Genomic DNA, 19,146 nt, shown 5'->3' on the forward strand with positions numbered 1-19,146 from the left:
GCATCCAATCAGTAGCTCTACCTCTATAAAACTATAAATCAACGCTGCACCTAAATGCATTTCGGGGAGTACGAGCTATTTCCGAGTTTGATTGGCCTTTCACCCCTACCCTCAGGTCATCCCAAGACTTTTCAACGTCAACGGGTTCGGTCCTCCACTTTGGGTTAACAAAGCTTCAACCTGCCCAAGGGTAGATCACACGGTTTCGCGTCTACTCAAACTAACTATGGTCGCCCTATTCAGACTCGCTTTCGCTACGGCTCCGATCCTAAAAATCTTAACCTTGCTAGTTAAAGTAACTCGTAGGCTCATTATGCAAAAGGCACGCCGTCAGTCCGAAGACCTCCGACCGCTTGTAAGCGTATGGTTTCAGGTTCTATTTCACTCCCTTATTCAGGGTTCTTTTCACCTTTCCCTCACGGTACTGGTTCACTATCGGTCTCTCAGGAGTATTTAGCCTTATGGGATGGTCCCCACAAATTCATACAGGGTTTCACGTGCCCCGCACTACTCAGGATACCACTATCTGTAACTGTCTTTACCTATACAGGACTATCACCTTGTATCGTTGCTCTTTCCAAAGCATTCTAGTTCATAAAGCACAAAATAACGTGGTCCTACAACCCCAGCAATGCCGTAACATTACTGGTTTGGGCTAATCCGCGTTCGCTCGCCACTACTAGCGGAATCACTATTGTTTTCTTCTCCTCCGGGTACTTAGATGTTTCAGTTCTCCGGGTTTGCCCCATTTCTGGTGATATATCTTCAATATACCGGGTTGCCCCATTCGGATATTTGCGGATCAATTCTTGTGTGCAGATCCCCGCAACTTTTCGCAGCTTATCACGTCCTTCATCGCCTCTGAGAGCCTAGGCATTCCCCATACGCCCTTAATTAGCTTATTGTACTTAATTGCTCTTTTAAGGGCTTATGTATAAAATACATAAACCTTTATATTATAATGAGTTATTCATATTATTATTAATTTGCGTATATAGCGGCTAGGCTATACACGACTTCTCGTATTCTTTAATTATTTCCCAATATGTCAATGAACGGTATTAATTACAAGTAAACTCATAACTAATCGCCAACAATTTAAAATTGATAGCTGATGTGGAGAATATCGGAGTCGAACCGATGACCTCCTGCGTGCAAGGCAGGCGCTCTAGCCAGCTGAGCTAATCCCCCATTTCTATGAAATCAAGATGATGACATCAGATTTCGAATGACGAAGTAATGATTCTCAACTTCTAAAATTTCCTTCAAAATGTAATACGTATGAACGTCACGATTTATAAAGCTTTCGCGAAAGCATAAAAAGTAGTCTCAGGCAGACTCGAACTGCCGACCTCTACATTATCAGTGTAGCGCTCTAACCAGCTGAGCTATGAGACTGTCTTAATAGTCTATAGTAATTAAGCGGTAGTTGTTAGCAAAAACTAATTCCCACTTACTCAATCCCTACTTCCTTATTAATAATTAAATCGACAGCTATTGAAAACTAAAACCTATTACTAACCATTCGGTTGTAAGTCGTTTGCTGTTTGTTAAAGATATAGCTACATATATAAAATATATAACGCACAATAACAGGGACAAGCTCTAGAAAGGAGGTGTTCCAGCCGCACCTTCCGGTACGGCTACCTTGTTACGACTTAGCCCCAGTTACCAGTTTTACCCTAGGCCGCTCCTTACGGTGACGGACTTCAGGTACCCCCAGCTTCCATGGCTTGACGGGCGGTGTGTACAAGGCCCGGGAACGTATTCACCGGATCATGGCTGATATCCGATTACTAGCGATTCCAGCTTCATGGAGTCGAGTTGCAGACTCCAATCCGAACTGAGATAGGGTTTATAGATTCGCTCCTTATCGCTAAGTGGCTGCTCTCTGTCCCTACCATTGTAGCACGTGTGTGGCCCAGGACGTAAGGGCCGTGATGATTTGACGTCATCCCCACCTTCCTCACGGTTTGCACCGGCAGTCTGGCTAGAGTTCCCGACATTACTCGCTGGCAACTAACCACAGGGGTTGCGCTCGTTATAGGACTTAACCTGACACCTCACGGCACGAGCTGACGACAACCATGCAGCACCTTGTAATCTGTCCGAAGAAAACTCTATCTCTAAAGCTGTCAGACTACATTTAAGCCCTGGTAAGGTTCCTCGCGTATCATCGAATTAAACCACATGCTCCACCGCTTGTGCGGGCCCCCGTCAATTCCTTTGAGTTTCATTCTTGCGAACGTACTCCCCAGGTGGGATACTTATCACTTTCGCTTAGTCACTCAGCCCGAAGGCCAAACAACTAGTATCCATCGTTTACGGCGTAGACTACCAGGGTATCTAATCCTGTTCGCTACCTACGCTTTCGTCCATCAGCGTCAATATATTGTTAGTGATCTGCCTTCGCAATCGGTATTCTATGTAATCTCTAAGCATTTCACCGCTACACTACATATTCTAACCACTTCACAATAATTCAAGACATACAGTATCAATGGCAATTCTATGGTTGAGCCACAGACTTTCACCACTGACTTATATGCCCGCCTACGGACCCTTTAAACCCAATGATTCCGGATAACGCTTGCACCCTCCGTATTACCGCGGCTGCTGGCACGGAGTTAGCCGGTGCTTATTCTTATGGTACCGTCATCGATCTACACGTAGACCTTATTCTTCCCATATAAAAGTAGTTTACAACCCATAGGGCAGTCTTCCTACACGCGGCATGGCTGGATCAGAGTTGCCTCCATTGTCCAATATTCCTCACTGCTGCCTCCCGTAGGAGTCTGGTCCGTGTCTCAGTACCAGTGTGGGGGATCTCCCTCTCAGGACCCCTATCTATCGAAGTCTTGGTAAGCCGTTACCTTACCAACTAACTAATAGAACGCATAGTCATCTTATACCGCCGAAACTTTAATTATTTAATGATGCCAAAAAATAATACTATGGGGTATTAATCTTCGTTTCCAAAGGCTATCCCCCAGTATAAGGTAGATTCTATACGCGTTACGCACCCGTGCGCCGGTCGTCAGCAAATAGCAAGCTACTCCTGTTACCCCTCGACTTGCATGTGTTAAGCCTGCCGCTAGCGTTCATCCTGAGCCAGGATCAAACTCTTCATCGTGTGTTGTTAATAATTTAACTCCTCACAACTCGAAATATCCGGTCAATAATAAACTTCTAGTTTTCAAATTCTTTGTAATAATACCCGAAAGTATTAATACGCGCTGTCAATTCAATAAGTCAATGAACTTTTCCTAATCCCTAAAAACTAGAAAATCAATGTTAATGCAAGAGGAATCGAACCCCTTTTTACCCTTCCAAAACATTCAAAAAAATTACTTGAACTTCGCTAGATATGTTACTGTTTCTCTAAGCGGGTGCAAATATACAACTGTTTTTAATACTGACGACTTTATTTTGAAAAAAAAATTATTTTTTTTCTGAAGTAATAAAAACAACAATTCTAAGAACAACTCCTACAAATAAACCTCCATTTGTTAGCGGCTGCAAAACTACAACCTTTTTTGACTTTACAAACTATCTTTTGAAAATAATTTGAAATAAATTTTAAAGCCAATTAAACAAACATTTATAAGAACTACCGCTCACATTTAAACGGACGGCAAAGATACACAGAAGTTCAAGTCTGACAAGNAAATTATTTTTTTCTGAAGCAATAAAAACAACAATTCTAAGAACAACTCCTACAAATAAACCTCCATTTGTTAGCGGCTGCAAAACTACAACCTTTTTTGACTTTACAAACTATCTTTTGAAAATAATTTGAAATAAATTTTAAAGCCAATTAAACAGACGTTTATAAGAACTACCGCTCACATTTAAACGGACGGCAAAGATACACAGAAGTTCAAGTCTGACAAGTATTTTTTGATATTTAATTCAAATAAAAACCTAATCCTTTGACCTTGTTTAGTCTAGCTTTATTATTTCTTTATTAAAGCATTTTTATCACTCATTTACTACTAAAAAAGATACCCGTAAATAGACCACAAAGGCTTTTTTCTTCCTACAAATAGTAAAGGTGTCTTATTATAGAGCTTTTTGTGGATCTACTTAAGCTTTCGCGAAAGCGTAATTATTTAAAGAAAGAAGTTCCAAACGATACCAAAACGTATATTAAAGTCTCTATATGGATATCCTGGTGCGCTATAAAAGTCGTTACCTGTAAAGCTACTATTAAAGTGTTCGGCCTTGAGAAAGATTCTTGTCTGGCGAACTTTCATATTAATAAAGAAGTCTAATAGGGGAAAGTTCCCAAACTCTTGAGAGTTTTGCACATAAAATTCCGCAAGTATAGGGTCATATGCATTGAGATTATACTTTGTAAAGTAGTTTGCAGTAAACCCTGTTTGTAAAAAGAGTGCTTTTTTAAACAGACGGTCTGTGAAATATAAGCTTCCTCTACCCACGAAGTCTGGAACATTGAGCACACCCTCTGACCCGCTCACGTTTTGATATGTGGCGGTGAGATCTAGATTAAACTTCTTATACTTGATATTTTTACTAGCTGTGACCTGAAGATGATTTATGGACTCACTGGTTTGAAAAGAGTTTACAAGTGAGTCTACAGGATCTAATGCAAAATATGCATAGTCTTTTATAGTAGCAGCAGAGGCTTTGAGGTTTACCCACTTTTTTGAATCTAACTGAGCCGTGAGTGTATTAGTCTTTACAGTTGCATAAGCTTCTTGATTAGACCAGTTATAGTTTATATAGTTGCTCTGAAAAAGTAGATGGTTAAATCCTGCTGGTCTTGCATTGCTCAATATACTTGCCGAAAAGCGCTTGTCTTTATCAATAGCATATCCAGCCTCTCCATATATATTGTATCCATCAAAATCTCCTGAGACATTTATTTGAGCATCTCCCAGTATATCAAAACCACCTATTTTATTTTTATACCCTCCTCCTACTGCAATTGTGGTGGTTTGTATTCTATTAGGTACTCTTACCGTTTGCTCGTCTATACCATCACCATCTTGATCTATACCTTGTATAAGTACTGCATCATAGCCATAATTAAAATACGTAGCATTTGCTTGAAACTTGAGTTGCCCTAGTTTTTTATCTTCATAAACAACGTTAAGTTCGTTATAGGTTTCTTCGTGATCTGTTCTGTCTGAAAAGTCGGTTTGTCTAAATGCTTCTCCAAAAAGATCATTTGCTGCATCTTGGCTATATCTATAAAATTTATTTTCGCTATTAAAAATGTGACCTACTCTCAAACTATAGTCCTTAAGACTATCTTGTTTTTGAATAATATTATAGTGATGGTTTACATACACTCTTGTACCATCTAGTATATTTTCGGCATCTTCAAAGTTTACTGGCAATCTTGATCTATCATCAAAATCTTCGTCACCACTATTAAACTGCTCTATACCTAAAGTGGTTAATCCTCCGTTTTCTTGATTACTTAAATCTTGAGCAACCCAGTGTGCCTTTATATAGTATCGCTTATTTTTTGTGTTATAGCTACCCGCAAATCTAAAATTACCAGAACTGGTTAATGCATTTTGATATTTACCTAAGCTACGCACTCCTTTATATGCTATAGACATATTAAGTCTAGGGTGTATATTAAGAGTGAAGAAAGCATCTAGTTGTTGTCCTTGCTCAAAAGCGCTCTTATAAAACAACTCTGTGAGTGGCGTAGGTAGGTAGTGATATTTTATATCTTCTACCTCTTGATAAGCAAAGTGTCTAGCATTTGCAATATAGCCAGGCGTGGTGCGCCTGTTATCAAAATGATGTATGAGCGTATTATTAGTTTGCCCGGTATTTGCAAACGGCAATAAACCATACCGGTCTTTACGCAGGTAATTAAATTTATAATCCTTTTCTATAGTAAGAGTCGTATCTACATATAAGGTATCTCTTTTTACAGAGATAATCTTATAATCCTCTACAGGTGGTCTTTCAAACTCTTTAATATTTGTAGATTTTGCATCTCTAGCATTAAGCGGGTCGTTATTATCACCAAGACCTTCACTTCTTTGTAATGTAGGTGTTTGCTGTATAGGTGATGTTTGCCCAAAGACTGCTACTTGCGCTAGACAAAAAATAAACCCAAAAATCTTATTCATATAAACAATTTGATGTGTCAAAATTACATTATTTGCACCGATTCTAGTATTTTGACCCGTTCAATATATGCTTAAACTTAAATATCATACTCATCTTATAGAATGTGGCACAGACGAGGCTGGTCGTGGCTGTCTTGCAGGACCCGTTACGGCAGCTGCTGTGATGCTGCCCGATAGTTTTATAAACGAGATTCTTACAGATTCAAAACAACTCACAGAGAAGAAACGTGATTTACTCAAACCTATTATAGAGCAACAAGCAATTGCCTACTCTTTTTCTCACGTGATGATGGAGGAAATAGACGAAATTAATATCCTTAACGCCTCTATCACTGCAATGCATCGTAGTATTGAAGGTATGATAGGTACGCTTTCGCGAAAGCAAAAAAAACCGCAACACATACTTGTAGACGGTAATCGCTTTAAACCATTTACTGGCCTAGATCACACAACTGTTATTAAAGGTGATGGAAAATACCTCCCCATAGCCGCGGCATCTATCATTGCCAAAACAGAGCGTGACCTATTTATGGACCGCATACACGAAGAGTACCCTATGTATAACTGGAAAAAAAACAAAGGGTATCCTACAAAAGAACATCGAGAAGCGATACGCACCTATGGTATTACAAAATACCACCGCAAAAGCTTTAAACTATTACCCGAACAATACTCGCTAGACTTTACTTTTAAAGACCATAAGTAATATACTGTTGAAAAGGTGGTCAATAATATTATGACCACAAAGGCCGTAGGTCTCACACAAGACTGTATTTTTGAACAACCAGTCTTTACTATTTATGAAAATTCTATTATACCTCTCTGCCGTTGTTGTATTGCTAGCTAGCTGCACAACCTCAACAAAGAACTCGTCTTCACTCACAAAATACATTCCTCGTAAGGCATCTGTTGTTATAAAAACTACAAATCTTAAAGATTTTAAAAGTGCACTAGTCAATAATGATTTCATACAAGAGCTGGGCACCACTAGTCTATACAAAACACTGGTAGATAACCAAGCCGCATTTGCAGCTGTACAACCAGATGGAGAGACACTGTTTTGCTATACTAAGCTAGGGCGCAAAGCCTACGATTTGAGCATTATTACAAAAAACCACCTAGGCCTTTTTAAAAATGACTCAACACTTATAAGAGAAGCCTCACTCAATGACAAAAAAATTAAGTCACTAGGAGCAAATGCTCATTACCTTATATATAACGATGTTTTTATAGCAAGCACCTCAAAAATTTTGCTTGAGAATGTACTGAGAGAGAAAAATAGAGAAACGTACACAGACCCTATGTTTGACCGCGCCTATAATTCTTCTAGTAACAGTGCGACTGCTTCTATTTTTATAAAAGGATCTGAAGGAGGAGATTTATACAAAACACTCTTTCCTGCGGCTGGCGTAAATGCACTTAAAGACTCCTTTACTTGGGCCACGGCAGATATTGACCTTGACCAAAATGATGTACGTCTCAATGGCGTAGTACTCGTACAAGACTCTACAAACTTGCGTCTCTCCCTACTCAAGAACACAAACCCTGTGGTAAACAGAATCACTAGCATCACTCCCACCGCTGCCGTAGCTGTAGAAGCTATAAGCTATGATAGCTGGGAACAACTTAAATCTAATAAAGCAGACTTGCTCAAGGTAGACCTTGCTCAATATAATATCCCGCAAGAAGATCTCTTTGCTAGTTTTACAGAGATAGGTGTTATTCATCTTGCAAAGAGTTCGGTAATTGTGGGTGTTTCGGCAGATGTGAGTGTTACAGATAATGTGCTTGCAAGCGGATCAGAGCTAGCGACCTTTAGAAAAGTTAAGATCTATGAAGTTGAAAATGCTTCCGCTTTCGCGAAAGCGTACTCACCTCTACTCAACCTCTCTTCTCCAAAGATGTATGCCACAATAGATGACTTTTATCTCTTTGCCAAAAATCAAGAAGCACTAGAAACTGTTATTGCAAATTATCAGAACCAAGCAATATTAGCTACCAGTGCGGCATTTGCTCCTACAAAAAACGCATTGAGTCGTGCCTCAAGTTACTTACACATCACAAACCTTGATAGCAAAAACTACCAGCGACTTGTATCTCAACAGGGACAAAAAAACCTAAAAGAAACTACGCTAGAAGGCTATCACTATGCCGCTCTACAACTCGTGCAAGAGAAAGATTACCTACTGCTCAACACGACAATACTTAAAAATGAAGACAATACTGCAGATGCTAGCATTGCACAAATTGCAAATGTGAAGCTTAGCGCACCTATTACAATGTCTCCACAGCTGGTAAAAAATCATCGTACAGATGGACAAGATATTGTTGTGCAAGACATAAATAATACCCTATACCTTATAAGTAATGCTGGCAAGGTGTTATGGCAAAAGGATCTGGATGGTCAAATACTGGGCGATATGCAGCAGGTAGACATCTACCGTAACGGGAGATTACAGCTAGCCTTCACCACAGAGAAGTCTTTCTACATTCTAGACCGTAATGGTAATGATGTGGGACCATACCCACTGTCTTTTAAAGACACCATCACACAACCACTTGCGATATTTGATTACGATAATAATAGCAACTATCGTTTTGTTATTGTGCAGGGTGAAAAGGTACTTATGTATGATAAAAAGGCAAGCCCTGTTTCTGGTTTTACTTTTAAGGAAGCTACGAGTACAGTTATATTTCCGCCAGCACACATTCGTATTGCAAATAAGGATTATATCGTAATTGCCGAAAACAATGGAAAACTCAACATCTTGAGTCGTACTGGTACAGCTCGTATAGAGGTAAAGAAAAATATAAACTTTGGTGATGTGCCAGTTTATAGAAACAGAAATACGTTTGAAACATATACTGTAAACGGAGAGAAGGTAAGAGTTACTACAAAGGGAGAAGTCATACAGACCATCTCAGATTTTGACTCAGACTCACGTATAGCGCTAGGCAAGTCTCTTGCGGTAGGACAGCGAGAGAATCTACTATTAATAAACGGTAAGAAAAAAGAAATAGCTTATGGTTCTTATAGTGCTCCACAAGTTTTTGAAGCTGCAAAAAAGCAATACATCACACTTACTAATACAGAATCCAGTGAGGTGTATCTATATGACAGCAAAGGAAATCTACTTCCTAACTTCCCTATTTACGGCACATCAAAAGCCTCTGTAGGTTTACTAGAAAAAAACAAGTCACTAGGTTTTGTCACACAGGGTGGTGACAAGTCTATCCTTATTTATAAAATAAACTAGTAAAATGGGTTTCAAGTAATTGAGAGATGTGGAGATTACTCTGCAACTTCTGGAGTAACAAACTCCGCTTCAAAAAGGGCTGTAAAATGCTTTTTAAGCTTAGCCTTCACCTCCTCTTGATCTACTGTAGCTTTCCCTAGCTCTACATTAAGTGAGGTAACGGCCTTATCTTTTATACCGCAAGGTATCATAAGGTCAAAATAGCCTAAATCTGCATTTACATTAAGTGCAAAGCCGTGCATAGTAACCCAGCGGCTCGCTCTCACACCCATAGCACATATCTTTCTGGCAAATGGCGTCCCTACGTCAAACCAAACTCCTGTCTCCCCTGGAGAACGCTCGGCTTTGAGTCCGTATTCGGCTAGAGTGAGAATAACCATCTCTTCAAGTAGCCGTAAATATTTATGTATATCTCTAAAGAAGTTATCAAGATCTAATATAGGATATCCCACTATCTGACCCGGCCCGTGGTAGGTAATATCACCACCTCTATTTATTTTATAGAATGTAGCATTCTTTTCGGCTAGCTCTTTTTCGCTCACAAGCAGGTTAGACATATCACCACTCTTACCTAACGTAAAAACGTGTGGATGCTCTACAAAGAGAAAATGGTTAGGAGTTACTAATCCTGCATCTTCTCTTCTGTTTGCGATTTTCATCGCAACCGTTTTCTTAAAAAGCTCATCTTGATAGTCCCAAGTTTCCTTGTAATCGCGATGTCCTAAATCCTGAAAAATGATATTTTTATTCACGCCGCAAAGGTAAGAATTACTTCACATTAAAAAACCTCCTACCAGATGGTAGGAGGTTATAAAATATCGTTAAAAACAGCTCTTACTGCTCTTCAAGAACCACCTCAAAATTTTCTAATACCTTGCTCTTATTATTAAGCAAGCTGTGATAGTCTATTTCAAAAGTAACCGTCTTACCATCTGCTCCTATACTCGCTCCATCTGGCGTTACAGAAATAACCTTTCTAGGAAACACATACTCAAGTGTCATTGTAGACTTACTAAGCTCCTTATCCATCTGGGCGAGCATACCAGACATCATATCATTTTCATCTCCTACTTCTCCGCTTGAGCTTTGCCCTATAGTTTCTTGCGTCTTTTGTGACAAGACAACCTCTTCACCTAGGTGTTCTGCAAGTGCTTTTGGGTCTGTTCTTCTAAAGGTATTATCTGTAAATGTATATATCACCTTATCTGTACTAAGCATACTACTTGCAGGGCTGCTAGTAGCTTTCTCACTTCCTGGTGTTGTTTTCTTTGCTGTATCAAATACCTTCTCTATATCATAAGCGATGCGCTCTATTTCATTAAACTGCTTGAAGTCCTTTATGATGGTAAGTACCATAACACCATTATCCTCATCTATATTCATTTGCATAGAGAAGTCTCTTAGCGCTTTTATATCCTCTTGTTTAGCCGCTGGTAAGGTTGCAATACTATCTTTATACGTCTCCAGAAAATCATTAAACACAACAAGTGTGTCCATCTTTTCCTTTTTCTTGTCGACAGATGCTGGTCTTCCTTGGGCTCCCAGCGCCATAAGTTGAGACAAGTCTACTACAGACTCATATCGACCACCCATATCTTCATTAAAGACGATACGCTCTTGCATACTACAACTCACCAGTAATACAAGTAGCACTACTAGTGATAGGTAATTTTTTTTATTCATTTTTAATTTTTGGGATTGTTTAAAATAACGAGTGCTGCAATCACGCCAGGCACCCAGCCACAGAGCCAAAGTAAGAAAACTATTAATACAGACCCACACCCTTTACCTATAACAGAAAGGGGCGGAAAAAAGATGGCTAGTAAGACACGCCAGATACTCATATAATTTGATTTTGATAGGTTACCACAAAGGTAACGCTTGATTGATGTACTTAATATGTCTACATATTATTAGAATTGTTACAACCATTTCGTTTCTGACCCTGCTATGACTATCTTTGCAAGCTTAAAAATTACCGTATGCAACTGTCAGAACAAGAACAAGTACGCCGTCAGAAATTATCTCGCTTGCGCGAAATAGGAATCAACCCCTATCCCGCAGCACAATACCACGTGACTCACGCTTCCGCGAAAGCGAAAAATGACTACACAGAAGGTGAAAAAGTAGTAATGGCTGGAAGGCTAATGTCAAGACGTATACAAGGAAATGCCTCTTTTGCCGAAATACAAGACGGTGAAGGTCGCATACAAGTATATTTTAACCGTGATGAAATCTGTACAGGAGAAGATAAATCTAAGTATAACGAGGTTTATAAAAAGCTTCTTGACATAGGAGACTTTATAGGTATAGAAGGTGAGATGTTTACCACTAAGGTAGGAGAGATCACTGTGCTAGTAAAAGACTTCACGCTATTAAGTAAAGCACTCAAGCCATTACCACAACCACGTACAGATGATGAAGGTAAAGTGCACGATGCATTTACAGATCCAGAGATGCGTTACAGACAGCGATATGTAGACCTTACTGTAAACCCGCACGTAAAAGAGGTTTTTGTAAAACGTACAAAGCTCTTTAACGCAATGCGTAATTTCTTTAACGACGCAGGATACTTTGAGGTTGAGACACCAGTATTACAACCTATCGCAGGTGGTGCAGCTGCAAGACCATTTATAACGCACCATAACTCACTAGATATGCCATTATATATGCGTATCGCAAATGAGTTATACTTAAAGCGTCTTATTGTAGGTGGTTTTGAAGGAGTATATGAGTTCTCAAAAAACTTCAGAAATGAAGGAATGGACCGCACGCACAATCCAGAATTTACCGCAATGGAAATTTATGTAGCCTATAAGGATTACAACTGGATGATGGACTTCTGTGAGCAATTACTAGAGACTTGTGCCATTGCAGTAAATGGTACAACAGAGGCTACCTTTGGAGAGCACAAGGTAGACTTTAAAGCTCCATATGCCCGCGTTACTATGGCAGATAGTATCAAGCACTTCACAGGTTTTGACATTAATGGTAAGACCGAAGATGAGATACGTGCCGCTGCAGAGGGTATGGGTATCGAGGTAGATGATACAATGGGTAAAGGAAAACTCATAGATGAGATTTTTGGAGAGAAGTGTGAGGGTAACTACATACAGCCTACCTTTATTACAGATTACCCTAAAGAGATGAGTCCGCTTTGTAAAGAGCACCGTGACAACCCAGAGCTTACAGAGCGTTTTGAACTTATGGTATGTGGTAAAGAAATTGCAAATGCATACTCAGAGCTTAACGACCCTATAGATCAAAGAGAGCGTTTTGAAGCGCAGCTAGAACTTGCAAAGAGAGGTGATGATGAAGCAACAGCCTCTATAGATTATGACTTCTTGAGATCATTAGAGTACGGAATGCCTCCTACTTCTGGTATGGGAATAGGGATGGATCGTTTAATAATGTTCTTAACAAATAACCAGTCTATACAAGAAGTACTTTTCTTCCCACAGATGAAACCAGAGAAGAAAGCGCTTGACCTTAATGAAAATGAAAAAGCCATTTATGAGCTACTTAAAAAGGAAAGTCCGCAGGAGCTTAGTGCTTTAAAGGCAGCAGCCGGATTAAGCAACAAGGCTTGGGATAAAGGAATAAAAGGGCTTACAAAAATGGGCGCCGCAAAAGTTTCAAAAACAGATGATGGTCTATTTGTAACCATCGCAGACTAAGGCAACCGCCTTTCTTACTATATAAAACCTCTGTCTATCGGCAGGGGTTTTCTTATTTTTAGTGATGTGCTCAATGTTATAGTTGATAACTACATCTTCATTATATGAGTTTATGGGGGCTTTATTACGCTTTCGCGAAAGCGCACTTAGATCCAGCAGCATTATACTTCCCTAAGTGAAAAGGACAGTTTACAGTCATATAACTGGCATTTGCGCATTTATAATTTTAAGAAAGAGCTTCTCCTCATAGTTTTGATATAAACAAAAACACATTTATTATGAAAACAAAACACATCACAACAAAGAAGAAGGTAACAGGCGCCATTGCGACTATCTGTATGATGCTAGCCTTCGTGTTTACATCTCAAACGGCACAAGCACAAGCTGTAGAGCGCACAGTATCTGGCGTAGTAAAAACGCATAATAGCGTTGTGCCGGGAGCGGCAATCGTTCTTAAAGGAACAAACATAGGTGTTATGGCAGATGACGATGGCGCTTTTACCTTTCCGCAACCGCTTAAGGATAATGATGTTCTTATCGTAAGCTCAATGGCTTTTGAAGATATGGAGGTAAAAATTGAACGTGGCACTACCTACATCGAACCATTTTTAGAAGGTACAGCCATTGTTATAGTAGGAGCTTTGAGAACTGCACCTGCCCAAAAGAAAGCTATACCTAAATCTATGTAACTATATGTACAAGCTTACGTTCTTTATATTCTTCATCTTCACAACAGTGACAAGTGCACAGCGCTCAGACTTTGCGCACATTGAATTTACTACTGCCGATTATAAGGCATCACTTCTTGAAGGTGAAGAATTATATAATCTCCCACTATTAAGCCACAAACTCACCTCAACGCTTACTACAGATGTTGAAAAATTTAGAGCAATCTATTACTGGGTTACTCATAATATAAAAGGCAATGATGCACTTACACGCAAGAGCAAGAAGATGTATCTGGATAAAAGTTACTCAGATGCAAAGCGTTCTTTATTTAAGCAAGAAGTTCTTACAACGTTAGTTAATGATAAGGAAACCCTGTGTACGGGATATGCCTATCTAATTAAAAAGCTTGCCCTATTATCTGGAATTACTTGTGAGGTCATAAATGGATATGATCCTACAAGTACTTTTAAATCAAATGGGAAACTTATTGCAAATCACGCGTGGAATAGCGTACGACTTAACGGGAAATGGTATGTATGCGATGCTACCTGGTCTAGTGGATATACTGATGTAAAAAGCCAGCTTTTTATTTACGACTTTGACCCTAGCTACTTTTTAATGGAACCAGAGGAGTTTTTAAAAAAGCATCACGCTACTAATGAACAATGGAACGACTTACTTGTAATGCAATAATGACATTACATTTTACCACTGGGTTGTTTATCTAGCCATTGCAGGTAATAAATTACGTTTGTTAACACATCACCATCTACATCACCATCTTGTGTATTATTTATTGCTATACTAGCATTAAAACTGGGGATATAAACAAACAGCGTTCCCCAAAAACCAGAATGCAAATAGGTCTCCACGTCTAGTTTTTTACTGTAATAGCTATCAAAACCTAGACGCTGCTTAGGGATATTTCCTTCATCATACTTGCCATCTAGTAATAGCATTGTGTCTAAGGTATTTTTATTTTCAAAAACACGATTATTAAAAACCGCTTGAAGAAATACACTTAAATCTCTTGTAGTAGAAACCAGACCACCTCCTCCATATAAATCTACAGAATTATGCCACTTTGTAGCATCAAGACTACCTACATAGCGATGCACTTCTTGTGGTAACTCTTGCGTAGGTTCTTCTAGACTTTGTAAATAGGTAGAAGTCATACCTAGCTCGTCAAACTTAAGTAATGACCTAAGTGCAGCCGCAAGATCAAGCTTAGTTGTGCGCTCTATGATTTCGCCAAGTAAGATATAACCTGTATCGCTATAATTATTTTCTACTCCGGGAGCAGCATAAGGACTCCCATTATCTATTGCAAATTGTATTTGCTCTGTACGGCTCCATATTTTGTTTGGAGTTTTTGAGGCGGCTTCTATATATTCTGGCCCTCCCTCTGCATAATCATATAAACCACTTGTATGACCTAGACAGTGGCGTATAGTTATTTTATCTGGGTCATAACCGCCCTTTTTAAGTAATGCGATATGCTCCGCAGAGATATATTTTGAGATAGCATCTTCTAGCGATACTTCTCCTTGCTCATACAGACGTAATATAGCCACGGCTACAAACACCTTAGTCACACTCGCTATCCTAAAAGGCTGATTTGCCTTTAACAACGCATCCTTATCTATACTATCATATCCAGCCGCTCCAGAAAAATCTATTTCGGCAAAAGGGGCAATTACAGATAATGAGACACCGGTTACATCTTGCTTTGTATCAGTAAAAGTGTCATCTAGAAAAAATTGCAGCTGCTTATCAGTATCTTGAGTATAGTTTACCTCTTGTGTACTGTTACAGCTTAGGGTTATAAAACAAAGTGCAATTAGGTATGGGATATATTTCATTCGTGTTATTTTTTACAAAGATTACGCTTTCGCGAAAGCGGTCATTGTAAATTTTCGTCAAAAGTAGTTAGGTCTTACTTCTATAAAAGATGGTGTCTTTAAGAGTTGCGACGGTGTATGATTTGTATATCTTTTTATCTCTTTAATAAAATGACTCTGATCGTAATATCCATACTTTACTACATAATGCTGCCAGTCGCTATTGCGAGTGACATATAACTCTCGTATGGCTTTTTTATATCGCTGGAGTGATTGAAACTTTTTTGGAGTGAGACCTGTATCTCTCTTGAAGTGACGCTCTAGTGTAGAATAGGAGTAATTTGTAGCCTTAATAATAGTTTGTATATCACAACTAGCACTCACTTCTTGCGCCATTGCCACTACAAAACCTTCTCGCTCCTTTTTATACCTCTCTGCAAACCATTGATCTAATTCACTTGCAATTTCTGAAGGTGATAATGTAAGTAGATGAATCTTAAGTAGCTCGACATCCATCCCAAAAACATCATCTGCAAAGGCGACGCTGTCTTTCATAATGGCTTCTGTCTTGAGATCTAAAAATGGTTTGAGCGAAGACAGTCCCCTGCTTTTAAATTTAATGATGATACAGCTTTTGAGATGCGAGAGATCTACAACCACTTCTTTATGAATAAAGCTATACAGCTTACTTCTATTAGATGTATAGGTTTTACCCATATAGCTCATTGTGTAATGACCATCTAGCACGATAATCATATCTGGAGTAATGCCAGGGTATGCATACATTGTTGGGCTTCCCATAGACAAGAGCGCAGCATCTTTTACAATCCAGTAATGGTCTATGTGCTTTTTTACCTCTGCTATATGTGGCTCAAAAATCATAAGACCAAGCTACTCATTAAAAAATAGAAACCTACTCTTAAAAAACTGTTTTTGAAAAGTTTACTATTTTTTTTCGACTCAATGGTTAATTACAAAATTGATTTACTATGAAGAGTCTAGCTACTAAGAGCCTTATAATTTTTGACGGAGAGTGTAACCTTTGCAATGGCGTTGTGGGGTGGTTATTAAAATTTGCTCCAGAAGACCTCTTTGAATTTGTAGCGTATCAATCTCCTAGAGGTCAACATATTTTGAGAGATAACAACAGACCTACAGATAGTCTAGACACGGTAATTCTTATAGATAATAATGTTTTGCACACACACTCTGATGGGTTTTTAAAGATTGTATCAAAAATACCAAAGTGGCAGCGTGTTGCCGCCTTACTCGCTTTTATACCTAGAATGCTTAGAGACTTTGTATACCGTACGGCTTCTCGCAATAGGGTACGATGGTTTGGTACATCTTCCTCTTGTACTATTAATTTTAAATAATAAACCCAACACTCCCTAGGGAGCATCGGGTTATCAAACAACAAAATGCGGTGCCCTAGAGCACCGCATTTTGTTACTTATCTTCTTGATTATCTATAAATTTTACATCTCTCGTGTTTTTTTGAACTGCAATAGCAGCAAAGAGACTTAGCGTAAATGACATCCCGTAAAAACCTTTTTCACTTAACTCTAGATCTGCGTTCCATAGACCTACTACGAGTAATAAGATTGAAATAATGGTCACAAACCAACTTATGCCATAATAAATGTCTGTAACAGGTACTCCCTCTAGCCTATCGCGTACACTTTTTTGCACAGAGACTACTGCAAAAAGACCAAAGAGTAAAATTGTAAAATAATATCCTTTTTCATTGAGATACATATCTGCGTTCCATAAACCTACACAGAACGATATCATCCCAACAAATAAGGCACTCCAAGATGCACTTATAAAAGCGCCGGTAGGCTTATTTGAAAATGAAGGTTTTTCTTTTACTTTCTTCTCAGTTACTGGTGTTTCAAATTGATTTTCCATAATGTTTTGTTGTTGTTTAACGAGGTCAAAGATGCAACCCAACCTCACATCAAAAAATCAATAATTTCATTATTACTTACGATATATAATATACTAATATTACATTTATACAATCAAAATAAGCTTTTACACACATATAACTTACGATATAAAATGTCATTATTTTCTATTATTACTAGTTTTTCTAAAGAAGAAAGTGATCTTTTTATACAATACATACGCTCCAGAAATAAAAGAAAGGACACAAAAAACATAGATCTCTATATGCTCTTGCGTAAAGGAGTACCTGTAAATGATATCATCACCACATTATATGGCTCGTCAAATAGAAATGCCTATCACGCATTATCAAAGCGACTGCAAGACTCACTCATAGACTTTATTGCTACACGCAGTTTTGAGACAGAAACCTCAGAAGATATGACCATCTTTAAGTGGATACTTACGGCACGTATACTTTATGAGCAAGACCATATTAACCCTGCCCATAAACTACTCAAAAAGGCCATTAAAAAAGCAAAACAACTAGACCTCTACACAGCACTAGTCGAGGCATATCATACACAAATACAATACAGCCACCTTCACCCTGAGCAAGATCTACCTGAGCTTGTGGCAGCGGCACAGCAGTGTCACAAGCTCTTTTTACAGCAAGAAAGGCTCAATATGGCATATGCTCACATTAAGAGAACCGTCCAGTTTAACACAGCCCTATTACAACAAGGCGTACAAGAAACTATAGAACAAATTCTAGCAGATTTTAAAATAGACATACAAAAAGATCTTACCTATAAGTCCCTCTACCAACTCCTTGAGATTATTAATACAGCAGCACATCTAGATCATAACTTTAGCAAGGCATTACCGTTTATAACAAAGGTTTATAAACTTATAGAGCAGAAGGATCACGTTGCTGCAAAGCATCGTTTTTACCATATACAGGTCCTCTATTTTATGGCAAATGCACATTTTAGAGTGCGTGATTTTACACAGGCTCAGTCATATCTCAAGCTTATGGACGAGCAAATAGGTGCAGATAGAAGAAAATGGGAATCCCGCTTTCGCGAAAGCTACTTACTCATACACAGTTTTGTTATGAATTATAGTGGCAGTTATACAACCGCCATCACCTCTTTAAAAGAATACATAAAAAATACTAAAGGAAAATCCCACCCAGACACCATACTAGCGCTTGTTGTTTTTCTCACCCAGCAAGGTTTATATAAAGAAGCCTTAGGCCAGCTTAATAAATTAAAACACTCAGACCAATGGTATGAGACGCAATTAGGCAAAGACTGGTTAATAAAAAGAGATCTTCTCACCCTTATTATTTATTATGAACTAGAGTATGTAGATCTGGCGCACGCTACTTTGAGAAGTTTTAAGCGCAAGCATAAATCTATTATTCGCTCTGAGGCGAGGTTACATTCTTTTATTGCAGTTTACACAGCTATGCATAATAATCCTCTTGTGATAGATGAAGACCACTTTCGCGAAAGCGTAAAAAATAACTTTACCACCTCCACCCTTAAAGAAGAAGACATCTTTATGGTGAGCTTTTTTGCCTGGATAAAATCTAAGCTTGACAATACACCACTTTATGACACTACCCTTCACTTGTTATGATTTTCTTAACAAGATAGGCGGGTTCTGGGCAGTACCTTTTACCCTT

General features: G+C 38.7%; 14 protein-coding genes, 2 tRNA genes and 2 rRNA genes (1 of these 18 cut by a window edge). 7 read left to right on the forward strand and 11 right to left on the reverse strand.

The window, feature by feature from the left end:
* The 5 genes from ACJJVM_RS05125 to ACJJVM_RS05145 all read right to left on the reverse strand — a co-directional run.
* Window positions 1-904 (reverse strand): 23S ribosomal RNA (locus tag ACJJVM_RS05125); it reaches 1,924 nt to the left of the window's first position.
* A gap of 213 nt (window positions 905-1,117) precedes the next feature.
* Window positions 1,118-1,191: transfer RNA gene (locus tag ACJJVM_RS05130), tRNA-Ala, on the reverse strand.
* A 133-nt stretch (window positions 1,192-1,324) separates the two neighbouring features.
* Window positions 1,325-1,398, reverse strand: a tRNA-Ile gene (locus tag ACJJVM_RS05135).
* A 211-nt stretch (window positions 1,399-1,609) separates the two neighbouring features.
* Window positions 1,610-3,133: ribosomal RNA gene (locus ACJJVM_RS05140) — 16S ribosomal RNA — on the reverse strand.
* The 16S and 23S rRNA genes sit together here with 2 tRNA genes alongside, the layout of an rRNA operon.
* 979 nt (window positions 3,134-4,112) lie before the next feature.
* A complete protein-coding gene (locus tag ACJJVM_RS05145) occupies window positions 4,113-6,119 on the reverse strand; it encodes a putative porin (RefSeq protein WP_405210999.1) in 2,007 nt (668 codons plus the stop codon).
* A 67-nt stretch (window positions 6,120-6,186) separates the two neighbouring features.
* Here ACJJVM_RS05145 and ACJJVM_RS05150 point away from each other — a divergent pair, with 67 nt between their 5' ends.
* Window positions 6,187-6,825, forward strand: a complete 639-nt coding sequence (locus tag ACJJVM_RS05150; protein WP_405211000.1) for a ribonuclease HII — start codon at window positions 6,187-6,189, stop codon at window positions 6,823-6,825.
* Window positions 6,826-6,919: 94 nt separating this feature from the next.
* A complete protein-coding gene (locus ACJJVM_RS05155) occupies window positions 6,920-9,376 on the forward strand; it encodes a hypothetical protein (RefSeq protein ID WP_405211001.1) in 2,457 nt (818 codons plus the stop codon).
* Between the two features lie 35 nt (window positions 9,377-9,411).
* On the opposite strand, the gene lipB is transcribed toward ACJJVM_RS05155, so the two are convergent.
* From lipB to ACJJVM_RS05170, 3 genes are all read right to left on the reverse strand, one after another.
* The gene (gene lipB, locus ACJJVM_RS05160) at window positions 9,412-10,128 is read right to left on the reverse strand and encodes a lipoyl(octanoyl) transferase LipB (RefSeq protein ID WP_038599319.1); all 717 of its coding nucleotides are present in this window, start codon (window positions 10,126-10,128) and stop codon (window positions 9,412-9,414) included.
* 82 nt (window positions 10,129-10,210) lie between these two features.
* Window positions 10,211-11,059, reverse strand: a complete 849-nt coding sequence (locus tag ACJJVM_RS05165; RefSeq protein WP_405211002.1) for a hypothetical protein — start codon at window positions 11,057-11,059, stop codon at window positions 10,211-10,213.
* 2 nt (window positions 11,060-11,061) lie between these two features.
* Window positions 11,062-11,220 carry a YqaE/Pmp3 family membrane protein gene (locus tag ACJJVM_RS05170; RefSeq protein WP_081965011.1) on the reverse strand — a complete coding sequence of 53 codons (159 nt, stop codon included), beginning with the start codon at window positions 11,218-11,220 and terminating at the stop codon, window positions 11,062-11,064.
* Between the two features lie 138 nt (window positions 11,221-11,358).
* Between ACJJVM_RS05170 and lysS the strand changes: the two genes are divergently transcribed.
* The 3 genes from lysS to ACJJVM_RS05185 all read left to right on the forward strand — a co-directional run bounded on the left by lysS (window position 11,359) and on the right by ACJJVM_RS05185 (window position 14,415).
* Entirely contained in the window at window positions 11,359-13,053 is a 1,695-nt protein-coding gene (gene lysS, locus ACJJVM_RS05175; RefSeq protein WP_405211003.1) for a lysine--tRNA ligase, read from the forward strand.
* A 278-nt stretch (window positions 13,054-13,331) separates the two neighbouring features.
* Window positions 13,332-13,742, forward strand: a complete 411-nt coding sequence (locus tag ACJJVM_RS05180; protein WP_405211004.1) for a carboxypeptidase-like regulatory domain-containing protein — start codon at window positions 13,332-13,334, stop codon at window positions 13,740-13,742.
* 4 nt (window positions 13,743-13,746) lie between these two features.
* Window positions 13,747-14,415 carry a transglutaminase domain-containing protein gene (locus ACJJVM_RS05185; protein ID WP_405211005.1) on the forward strand — a complete coding sequence of 223 codons (669 nt, stop codon included), beginning with the start codon at window positions 13,747-13,749 and terminating at the stop codon, window positions 14,413-14,415.
* Between the two features lie 5 nt (window positions 14,416-14,420).
* Here the strand turns inward: ACJJVM_RS05185 and ACJJVM_RS05190 are convergent, their stop codons facing one another.
* Window positions 14,421-15,584 (reverse strand): serine hydrolase domain-containing protein, encoded by a 1,164-nt coding sequence (locus tag ACJJVM_RS05190; RefSeq protein WP_405211006.1) that lies wholly within the window; start codon window positions 15,582-15,584, stop codon window positions 14,421-14,423.
* A 57-nt stretch (window positions 15,585-15,641) separates the two neighbouring features.
* Complete coding sequence (locus tag ACJJVM_RS05195; protein ID WP_038599307.1) at window positions 15,642-16,445, reverse strand: helix-turn-helix domain-containing protein; 804 nt, start codon at window positions 16,443-16,445, stop codon at window positions 15,642-15,644.
* 107 nt (window positions 16,446-16,552) lie between these two features.
* Between ACJJVM_RS05195 and ACJJVM_RS05200 the strand changes: the two genes are divergently transcribed.
* The gene (locus tag ACJJVM_RS05200) at window positions 16,553-16,939 is read left to right on the forward strand and encodes a thiol-disulfide oxidoreductase DCC family protein (RefSeq protein ID WP_405211007.1); all 387 of its coding nucleotides are present in this window, start codon (window positions 16,553-16,555) and stop codon (window positions 16,937-16,939) included.
* A gap of 73 nt (window positions 16,940-17,012) precedes the next feature.
* Here the strand turns inward: ACJJVM_RS05200 and yiaA are convergent, their stop codons facing one another.
* The gene (gene yiaA / locus ACJJVM_RS05205) at window positions 17,013-17,474 is read right to left on the reverse strand and encodes an inner membrane protein YiaA (RefSeq protein ID WP_298353324.1); all 462 of its coding nucleotides are present in this window, start codon (window positions 17,472-17,474) and stop codon (window positions 17,013-17,015) included.
* A gap of 153 nt (window positions 17,475-17,627) precedes the next feature.
* Between yiaA and ACJJVM_RS05210 the strand changes: the two genes are divergently transcribed.
* A complete protein-coding gene (locus ACJJVM_RS05210) occupies window positions 17,628-19,100 on the forward strand; it encodes a hypothetical protein (RefSeq protein WP_405211008.1) in 1,473 nt (490 codons plus the stop codon).
* Window positions 19,101-19,146: the final 46 nt, after the last annotated feature.

Source organism: Dokdonia sp. Asnod2-E02 (assembly GCF_045063915.1).
GTDB lineage: Bacteria > Bacteroidota > Bacteroidia > Flavobacteriales > Flavobacteriaceae > Dokdonia.

Excerpts from the sequence above, each read along its gene's own strand:
- ACJJVM_RS05150 (WP_405211000.1), top strand. The coding sequence starts at position 6,187 with ATGCTTAAACTTAAATATCATACTCATCTTATAGAATGTGGCACAGAC.
- ACJJVM_RS05170 (WP_081965011.1), bottom strand. The coding sequence starts at position 11,220 with ATGAGTATCTGGCGTGTCTTACTAGCCATCTTTTTTCCGCCCCTTTCT.
- lysS (WP_405211003.1), top strand. The coding sequence starts at position 11,359 with ATGCAACTGTCAGAACAAGAACAAGTACGCCGTCAGAAATTATCTCGC.
- yiaA (WP_298353324.1), bottom strand. The coding sequence starts at position 17,474 with ATGGAAAATCAATTTGAAACACCAGTAACTGAGAAGAAAGTAAAAGAA.
- ACJJVM_RS05185 (WP_405211005.1), top strand. The coding sequence starts at position 13,747 with ATGTACAAGCTTACGTTCTTTATATTCTTCATCTTCACAACAGTGACA.
- ACJJVM_RS05155 (WP_405211001.1), top strand. The coding sequence starts at position 6,920 with ATGAAAATTCTATTATACCTCTCTGCCGTTGTTGTATTGCTAGCTAGC.
- ACJJVM_RS05165 (WP_405211002.1), bottom strand. The coding sequence starts at position 11,059 with ATGAATAAAAAAAATTACCTATCACTAGTAGTGCTACTTGTATTACTG.
- ACJJVM_RS05190 (WP_405211006.1), bottom strand. The coding sequence starts at position 15,584 with ATGAAATATATCCCATACCTAATTGCACTTTGTTTTATAACCCTAAGC.
- ACJJVM_RS05145 (WP_405210999.1), bottom strand. The coding sequence starts at position 6,119 with ATGAATAAGATTTTTGGGTTTATTTTTTGTCTAGCGCAAGTAGCAGTC.
- ACJJVM_RS05200 (WP_405211007.1), top strand. The coding sequence starts at position 16,553 with ATGAAGAGTCTAGCTACTAAGAGCCTTATAATTTTTGACGGAGAGTGT.
- ACJJVM_RS05210 (WP_405211008.1), top strand. The coding sequence starts at position 17,628 with ATGTCATTATTTTCTATTATTACTAGTTTTTCTAAAGAAGAAAGTGAT.
- ACJJVM_RS05195 (WP_038599307.1), bottom strand. The coding sequence starts at position 16,445 with ATGATTTTTGAGCCACATATAGCAGAGGTAAAAAAGCACATAGACCAT.
- ACJJVM_RS05180 (WP_405211004.1), top strand. The coding sequence starts at position 13,332 with ATGAAAACAAAACACATCACAACAAAGAAGAAGGTAACAGGCGCCATT.